The 8,942-nt window shown below is 41.3% G+C and carries 7 protein-coding genes and 1 pseudogene; 3 read left to right on the plus strand and 5 right to left on the minus strand.

Annotated features, from left to right (window positions below):
• Window positions 1-120: 120 nt before the first annotated feature.
• A pseudogene (locus tag OCT58_RS08825) lies at window positions 121-402 on the plus strand (Crp/Fnr family transcriptional regulator); the annotation flags it as partial.
• A gap of 521 nt (window positions 403-923) precedes the next feature.
• On the opposite strand, the gene OCT58_RS08830 reads toward OCT58_RS08825, so the two are convergent.
• The 5 genes from OCT58_RS08830 to OCT58_RS08850 all read right to left on the minus strand — a co-directional run bounded on the left by OCT58_RS08830 (window position 924) and on the right by OCT58_RS08850 (window position 5,524).
• Window positions 924-1,754, minus strand: coding sequence for an alpha/beta fold hydrolase (locus OCT58_RS08830; protein ID WP_062813012.1), 831 nt, complete (start codon window positions 1,752-1,754; stop codon window positions 924-926).
• 21 nt (window positions 1,755-1,775) lie between these two features.
• Window positions 1,776-2,324, minus strand: coding sequence for a cysteine hydrolase family protein (locus OCT58_RS08835; protein WP_267202500.1), 549 nt, complete (start codon window positions 2,322-2,324; stop codon window positions 1,776-1,778).
• A 1-nt stretch (window position 2,325) separates the two neighbouring features.
• Window positions 2,326-3,768: a nicotinate phosphoribosyltransferase gene (locus tag OCT58_RS08840; RefSeq protein ID WP_267202501.1), complete on the minus strand. Its 1,443-nt coding sequence runs from the start codon at window positions 3,766-3,768 to the stop codon at window positions 2,326-2,328.
• A 193-nt stretch (window positions 3,769-3,961) separates the two neighbouring features.
• Window positions 3,962-4,714, minus strand: coding sequence for an IS3 family transposase (locus tag OCT58_RS08845; RefSeq protein ID WP_267202502.1), 753 nt, complete (start codon window positions 4,712-4,714; stop codon window positions 3,962-3,964).
• Between the two features lie 96 nt (window positions 4,715-4,810).
• The gene (locus OCT58_RS08850; RefSeq protein WP_267202503.1) at window positions 4,811-5,524 is read right to left on the minus strand and encodes a helix-turn-helix domain-containing protein; all 714 of its coding nucleotides are present in this window, start codon (window positions 5,522-5,524) and stop codon (window positions 4,811-4,813) included.
• Between the two features lie 233 nt (window positions 5,525-5,757).
• Between OCT58_RS08850 and OCT58_RS08855 the strand changes: the two genes are divergently transcribed.
• Both OCT58_RS08855 and OCT58_RS08860 read left to right on the plus strand, forming a co-directional pair.
• Window positions 5,758-6,642, plus strand: coding sequence for an IS982 family transposase (locus OCT58_RS08855; protein WP_267202504.1), 885 nt, complete (start codon window positions 5,758-5,760; stop codon window positions 6,640-6,642).
• A gap of 422 nt (window positions 6,643-7,064) precedes the next feature.
• On the plus strand, window positions 7,065-8,942 hold a 1,878-nt coding region (locus OCT58_RS08860), incomplete at its 3' end, for a YSIRK-type signal peptide-containing protein (RefSeq protein WP_267202505.1).

Raw genomic sequence — 8,942 nt, forward strand, 5'->3', positions numbered from 1 at the left:
TCAAACATTTACCACAAGTCGTTGCTAAACAGCTCCAGGCAGTCTAAAATTCACTAATTTGAATAGCCAGTTCCTTGATATAACAAGTGATTAAGCTCCTTTCCTGCTTTCAAGTTTTAGTTAAGTATTCGATTATTGGAACTAAATATTGTTAAAGTTTCGGAAATGCAAAAACAAGTTCACTTGTTGGCTTTGCCGAAGGTTGAAGACCGGTTATTAAAGTATTTACAAACATATACAGATGAAATTGGTAAAAATAATTTTACCTTACCCTTAAAAATGAAGGACTTAGCCTTATACCTTGGAACAACACCTGAGACCCTGTCTCGTAAATTTGCTTTATTAGAAAAGCAAGGTCAACTGAAACGTCAATTACGTCGAATTGAATTATTCGAAAATTAGTTTAGTTAGGCAATTATTGCTTAGTTGATAATATACACGTTATATCATTATGTTAATTTGGGGATGCATGTTTCCACTAATTCAAGGTAGTGATATTTGGTCATCGATAGTGGGGACGTTATGGATTAGCGCTTGGATACTAATGGGACCGTTGAAAAAGGGATTAACTATTAAATTTGTTACTCCTAAACTCGATAAGAAATACCCATTAACAATCAACCGCATTGATAAGAATCAAGAATAACGGAATTTTTCAGGAAGTTTAAATACCAGCAATTAATTGTGATTAGGGGCGACTTTAATTTCTGGAATCATTGTTGCATTTGTTTTGCGGGATAACAACCTGGGACTTATTAGCGGCTTAACAGTGGTTAGTGCAGGGCAATGTGGATACCTGTTAAAGAAGGCTATTGTTCATTAGGATTATTAACCATATGAAAAAGAGACGTAACAGTGACGAAAGTGTCATTCGTTGCGTCTCTTTTATAATTTTAAAGTGGTTTAATAGCTGCAACTCAGTGTCAATATCGATGACGATTAATCCACTGGACGACTTCTGAGTAGATATCCCATTTTCGTTGGGGCTCGTCAAAAATATTGTGCATTAGAGAAGAGTAGACGTGAAGCTCTTTGTCATTAGAAGCAATCATTGCGTAAGCTTCTAATGAATCATGATAATCAATCAAACCGTCTTTTTGACCTTGTAAAAACAATAGTGGATCCTTAAAGCCAGTTAAGTGTTCCCGAAGGAAGTAAGCTCCCTTAATTTCATTCTGCAAAATTCCAACTGTCAAGTGATGCAGATTAGCAGGATCATTTTGAATTCTATGAACTACTCGTGGATCACTGTTAAGCCCTGTACTTAACACGTTAGGTAATTGTTTCTTAGGGTCGCCTGTTAAACCCTTACTCCATGAATTTGGTGCTTTAACAATGGAAACTGGATCAGCCACCACGAATCCATCAACCGTTTGCGGGTACTTTATGCCATATAAGAGGACTGTTTCGCCACCCATGCTATGACCAATGACAAATAGGGGAAGGTTTGGATAAGCCGTTTTAGTCCTTCTAACCATTACATGTAAATTTTCATACAGGTCAGCTAAAGAATCCATATATCCCCGGGGTCCCTCTGACTTTCCATGACCAGGCTGATCGTAGCGAAAAACGTTGCAATCATGCTTAACAAGAAAACTAGCGAAGGGGTCATAACTTTTAGCATATGATGATAACCCATGAACGATAATTATATTTACCTGTGGAGTTTCAGCTAAGTTCGTGATTGTGTGCAAATGAATACCCGGAGTGGCTGATTCAACCATCCTTTCAGTTTGGTTGCCATAAAAACTCATTGTTAGATGCTTCCTTTTACGTTAACGAATCGTTGTTCCAAGAACATTCTTGAAGTGTCCCATTGCCCACTTTGCTCCCAGTTCGGAGAAAGTAGCGACTGCCTTTTGCGGGATGACAATTTGATAATCACGGTTATATGCACTAATTGCCGTGTGTAATACACAGATATCGGTACATACTCCACAGATCCAGACATCGTTAATCCGCCGTTCCCGTAAATAATTGTCTAGATTAGTATTCTGGAAAGCGGAATAGCGGTTTTTATTAAATTTATAGACGTGGGGATCAGTCTGATTTTGTTGGAACCATTGACCAACCTTGCCATATAATTTTTGTCCCTTAGTCCCAATAATATTGTGGGGTGGGTATAGGCGATGTTCGGGATTAAAATGATCATCTTTCAAGTGACCATCAGTCGGCAGAATCACGTAATCCTTATTTTTAAGAAACTGGTTAGCTAAACTAATGATGGGTTGCTCTAACGTCTGGGCTGGTTTACCGACGGTTAGGGATCCATTATCAGCGACAAAGTCATTTGTGTAGTCAATAATTAATAATGCTTTTGCCATTTTAATTCTCCTCAGCAAACTGGGCTTTGGTAATCAATTGTTCTTGAAGGTCAGCTAACTTAGCGGTTAAGTAAACCGGGTAGCGATCAGGGTTGACTAGCCGCTTACTTGCTTCTGGTAATTGAGCGAGCAATTGCCGGGAAGCTTGTTGAATCTTAAAGACATCCGTTTCCACCTTTACTGGCTGGCCTGCTGTTAAGTAGGTTTTTAATAGCGGCTTAGCAGTAAAGTTGGCTAAGACTTGACTGGCATTAGTTGCGGTAGGGTTGGAGTTAACAACCTTGAGCGGTGCAGTGATGGGTTCATCAGCCAGGGCAATGACATCGGCAATGGCCTTATTTGGCAGGTCATTACTGTAGATTCGGTAAACCTGCTTGTTACCTGGAATAGTAACCTTTTCCCGGCTATCACTAACCTTAATCGTTGGGATCCATTTACCATTGACTTTTTCTTCCGCTAATTTATAAACGCCGCTTAAGACCGGACTAGAAGAACTAGTAATCAAGCGTTCACCAATCCCAAAGTTATCAATTGGTGCACCCTCGTCCAGCAGTGATTTCACAACGTGGGCATCAAGCGCATTAGAAACAGTGATCTTAGCCTTTAGGAAGCCCGCTTCATCAAGCATCTGGCGTGCTTTAATGGCAAGTTGAGAAATATCCCCGGAATCAATCCGAATGCCAACTGGTTCATGACCATTGGCCCGAGCTTGCTTAAAGACCCGAATAGCGTTTGGAACCCCTGATTTAAGGACATCATACGTATCAACCAGTAGGGAAATTTTATTTGGATAAACTTTTGCCCATGCTTGAAAGGCGCTGAGTTCGTCAGGGAAGCTTTCTACCCAGGCGTGGGCCATTGTTCCCGCTGCGGGGATGTGGAATTGACTAGCTGCTTGCAAGTTTGAGGTACTGGTGCAACCGCCAATCACAGCTGCCCGTGCACCATAAGTGGCCGCGTCGGGTCCTTGCGCACGCCGGGCACCAAATTCCATTATTGGCAGTCCTTGCGCGGCATGGTTAATCTGCCATGACTTAGTGGCAATTAGTGACTGGTGGTTAATAATGTTGAGGACGAAAGTTTCTAAGAGTTGGGCCTCAATTAATGGACCACTAATGGAGATAATTGGTTCTCGTGGGAATACTGGAGTACCTTCAGGGAGCGCTTGAATAGTGCAGCCGTTTTTAATTTTGCTGAGGTAGTCCAGAAAATTAGGACTGAACTCTTTTAATAATTTCAGGTATTCAATGTTTTCCTTAGAAAAATGCCAGTTAGCAACTTGTTCAACTACTTGTTGGAGACCGGCCGCAATAACAAAGCTGCCGTTATCAGGAACCCGCCGGTAGAAAACGTCGAACCGGGCCTGACGATCATGGGGCAGGATGGCGTAATAGCCATTTGCCATTGAGAATTCATAAAGGTCGGTTAACATTTGTAAATCCATATTACCCACACTTTCTTTTAAGTAAAAAGTACTTTAATTATCGTAAAAATAAAAGTATCTTTGCCTTTTTATTTACTTCTAGTATAGATACTCTTTTTGAAAATGCAAGTTTATAAAATTAACAATTTAGCTTAAACGGCACTATTGCCTGTCAAGTATACAGTTTAAATAGAAAAATTATTTGGTAGATTATTTATGCGGCTTGAGTGCGGAACTTTTCTGCGCTCAAGCCGTTTTTTGATGCATAAGCTCGTTCGGTATTGAAATATTTAATGGCCTGCTGGATAGATTGTTCCAATTCTGCCATGCTTTTTGGACGAACCCGTTTAGCTAACCAAACCAGTTTGAAATCATTCCACCAACGCTCCATTGGTGAATTCTCCCATGGATGACCGGGGTGAGACATACTATGGATGCAGTTTTGCTCAGCTAAGTAATCATTGAAAGCCATTGAGCAGTAAGCTGCGCCACGATCCGTATGGATCATTGGCTGAGCGTTTGGTTCTACTTTGAAGGCACGCTTAAAGGCTTCGATCGCTGATGCGGCCGTTTCAGTAGCCGAAATGTTGTAGCTCAAAACATAGCGACCATATAGATCCATCACTACATGCACGCGCGCCTTCCTTACCTGCTCATTACCATACACAACTTCGGTAGTATCAGTCACCCAAACCTCATTCTTACTCTGACGATCAAATTGCTCATTAAGTAAGTTGTCATTGATGTATTCCTCGTGACGTTTAATCCGATTATGCTTCTTCTTGCGGATATTTGCCTTGATCCCGTGATTTCGCATGCAGTTAGTAACCCGCTTTAAGCCGGCCTTGAAATCTAATTTATTTTCAAAAGCTAGTTGCGTCGTCATGCCTAAATAACCCAAGGTCCACTTATGCTTTTTTTTCCAATTCCAAAATGGCTTTAAGTAATTCTGCTTGTTCATCATCATGGATATTGGCCTTTCGATGAATCCACTTGTAGTAAGCATCTCGAGTAATACCTGCGATCTCGCTTAAAGTGCTGATTGGCCACCCGTACTCTTCATTTAGTTCTTTGATGGCTTGTTGTTTGAAGAACTTTTCGCCTCCCGATTGCGAATTTCTATTAATTTTTTTGCGAAAGCGACCTCCATCTCATTCCGTTTCACTTCGGCCTTCAATAGCCGATTCTCCGCTCTTAATTTATCTAGTTCTGTCCACTCGGCTTTGGGCTTAGCCTTACCCCGCCGATCACGAAGTGATTGCGGGTCATTACCACTCTTACGATATTTCTGATACCAGCCATAGACTTGTTGGTAACTCACGTGATACTTATCTACAGCCCAACTGTAATTAACATCGTGCTTGATTAAGTCTTCAATAATCGATAATCGTTCTTCAAAAGTAGTTTTGCGTTCTGGCATAATTGAATCTCGCTTTCTCGGCGTATAAGCCTTCAGTTTTGATTCATTATACTGGATAATCCATTGTGATAATCGCCAATCGGATTTTAAACCATGCTTTAAAGCAAATTTTTCTAAGGTATCCGTTGAATGCTCAAATTCCACAACTAATTTGCGCTTAAACTCAACGGAATAAACTTTATTATGGTGAGCACTTTCAAGTCCTCTCATTCCCTGGTATTTGTACATTCTCTTCCATCTTCTGATGGTGTGTGCGTTGACGCAATATTCCTGAGCTAATCTTTCAATAGATTCTGTTTGAGCTTTCTTGATAATAATTAATTTTTGCTGAACTGAAAATTTGGCTCGTCTTCCCATAATTAAAAACACCCTCCAAGTATCAGACGAATTTTCTATTTCATCTGTATACTTAGAGGGCATTATAGCCCATGGTAAAAAAGCCTCAATGTCGCTCCTTTTCTGGTTGGGGAGTCGATCAAACAGGTATTTGAAATACTTATATATGCGAATTGCTAGTTCGTAATATTTAACAAAAAAAGCCCAACATAGTTAGACTCATAAGTGACAAAAAACAAAAAGGAGTCTTAGCTATGTTGAACCACTTTCAGTTTAAGCTTTATCGTCATGATTTTCAAATCAAATTCAGTCGCTGTCGCTTAATGATGAGTCATTTGCTTAAGCGCTATGCATCCAGAAAATACCTGGAGCGTCGAAATATTGAAAACTCCAAGCTGTCTGATGCTGCTTTGCTGGCATTAATGTGCTTGAAGGTTCAGTACCAGGTCGCAACTTGGCGGAAATTCTGCCAGTTGGTCAGTGACGTAATGCCTTCTCTGCCAATGTTGGAGTATTCTCGGTTTATGCGTCGCTGTAAAAATCTGATTCCTATTTTCCAGTCAATTCGCTCTGGCCTAATCGAGATGTCCAGTTATGGTGATATTGCCATTATTGACAGCTTCCCATTACCGCTGTGTCAAGATCACCGCAAGTTTCGGGCGATTTTGTTCCAATGCTTTGCGGATATTGGATACAACGCTACCAAACAAAAGTATTATTACGGCTTCAAGGTACACGTGGTTACGAATACGCAAGGACTGATTCTTAACTATGAACTTACTCCAGCCTCAATTCATGACGCTAAGGCTGCTCCAGAAGTTATCGAGAATTGTCCATGTCCTTTTGTCATTGCCGATGTGGGTTATGTTGGTAAAAAGCTCCAGCATATTTTTTCGCAAATGGGCTATCAGCTGTGGACGCCATACCGTTCCAATATGCGGTTCGCCAAACAACACAACAGCCGGCAACTCAAAAAAATTCGGCGCCGAATTGAGAGCTGCTTTGCTGATCTAACGCGACAGGGCATTGAGCATACACTTACTCGTAGTCTGGGTGGTCTGCAAATGAACATTGAGGCAATTATGCTGACCCATAATTTAGAAGTCATGGGAATGTTACAAATTTTAAGAAAGCATTGACTTGTTAATCAATAAACATTAAGCTTGAAAGTACAAAAGCAGTATGATACATAAGGTTTAGACTAAGTGAAGCTTATTTTCTAAGAGTTTCATATGGTTTTACTTTATGTGCATACATGCCTAGAAAATGGGGTTCGTAACTCTTAAGTTTTGATCCTTTTTAATTTTTTAAATAACGTAAGCATTTTCAAAAAGTATCTTACTTATTTAAAAATTCTCATAAAGGAATCGAAAGTGACATTCGAAAGTAACGGGAACTTCGGGAAAAAGGAGGAGTTATTTAAAAAAGGAAGATTCGCTGCAATTAACTTTAAAGAAGTTGCAACAGCAAATGCCAATAAGCAAATGCCAATAATTGTTGGTTGCTGAATGAATGTTGATTTTTCCATAATGCAAAAATTTTAAGGGAGAGTTTTAGTAATATGGTCGGGAAAAACAATAATTATGTAAGGGAAAGCAAATCTAATGAGCATTTTCAACGGTTTGCGCTGCGCAAACTGAGCGTTGGGGTTGTCTCGGTTGCCGTTGCGGCTGGTTTTTATTTAGGCAGTGGTGCAACAGCACAGGCTGCAACTACTGAATCGAATGCATCGGCTAAAACTGAACAGGTTGTGCAACAGAACTCAACTTCAGCTGCCAGTGACTCAACTTCAACATCTAATAGCAGTGCAGCCGTGTCCACAAGCAGTGCTACGCCGGTAAGCACCGAGTCTGCTTCTAGCATGACGGTTTCTGATTTGCCAGCATCGGCCAGCGCGGCTTCAGACAATCAAGCTTCGGCTGCCAATGCCAGTGAAAGCAGTAGTCAGTCGGCATCAAGCTCAGTTGCCAGCGATGCCGCAGCTACTGTAAGCAAAGACTCACAGGCAGCTAGTGAAGCCAACAGTCAAAGCGCTGCTGATGTAGAAACAGTACAGTTGCCAACGTCAGCCGCTAATGCCAATGCTAATGAAAGCCAAGCAGCCAATATTTTGGGTGCTCAAGCTGTTCAAAAGGCTGCCAATCAACAGGCGCCAGCCGGATTTACGGTTACTGACCCAAATTATCCGGCAGAAATGTATAAAGATCCAGATGCCAGTCACTATACCTACTGGTGGGCACAAAGCTCGAATGGCGAGTATAACCTGGTTCTTTCAACTGATCGGAATGGTGATGGCAAGGTTTATGTCTTCTTGCTGGGCAACAATAATAATGTTTTAGGTAAGTACACGGTTGATAAAAATAAATCAACAGAAGTAGCTACTGATGACGAGGGAGATTTTGGCACAGTTTACAATGATGGTCAGTCAGGTGTCTTTGTTACTTCTGATGGTACCTGGAAGTCAAAGTTCAACGTTTTTGACCCTAAGGCGGGCGAGGATGATGGAGACTATGGCAGTATTAGTTTCATGATCCCACAAGTAGAAACGCAGACGACGACTTACGTTACTTATTTTGATAGCAAGGGTAACAAGGTCGATAAACCAATCGAGGTCAGTGACCCTGTCATTCAAAAAGGTCTGGATGGTCAAATCTATACGACAAAGGGTGGCAAAGTAATCAATGGCTATTTTGCCAAAGAGCCAAAAAATGCCCATGGCTTCATGTCGCCATTTGGCAAGCAGGGTGCAATCTACACTAAAGATTGGCATGATGGGCTTAAAGCCACCTTTACCGAAACTGATACCAAGACCGGCTTGATGCATGTTGTTGTGAAACATTATTATCATAGTTGGGGTTGGGGTTGGGGAAATTGGCGGACAGTAAAAGAGTTTGATCTTGCCCCAGGTCAATCAGAGAAAGTTGACTATGATGTCTATAAATCAGTTACTATTCACAGCATCTACATTCCACAGACGATCAACATTCAATACACCTATGAAAAGCTGGGCAATCTGGTCATCAGTTCTGACAGCAAGTCCTTCCCAGCTGAAGATAAGACTCAATATCCAAATGATAAGTCTGACTCAACCAAGGCCGGTAATGTTACAATTCCAAAGGTAGCCGGCTTTACGCCAACGATCAATGACAAGACGGTGACAAACTACACGTTTAACCCTTCTGATTACGTCAGCGATCTGAGTAAGGACATTAATGTTGTTTATGTAGCTGACACGCAAGAAGCTGCCATCAGCTTCTATGACGAGACAGACCACAAGCCACTGAATGACCAAACGATTCAGCTGACTGGCAAGACTGGTGAAAAGGTAGACCGGACGCAAGCGGACCAGACGTTGGCTGATCTGGTAAAGCAAGGCTATGTTTTGGATAAAGAAAACACGGCCAAGGCATTCCCAGCTGACGCGGTATATGACAACAAT

Origin of the sequence: Limosilactobacillus kribbianus, from assembly GCF_026413145.1 — a bacterium.
GTDB lineage: Bacteria > Bacillota > Bacilli > Lactobacillales > Lactobacillaceae > Limosilactobacillus > Limosilactobacillus kribbianus.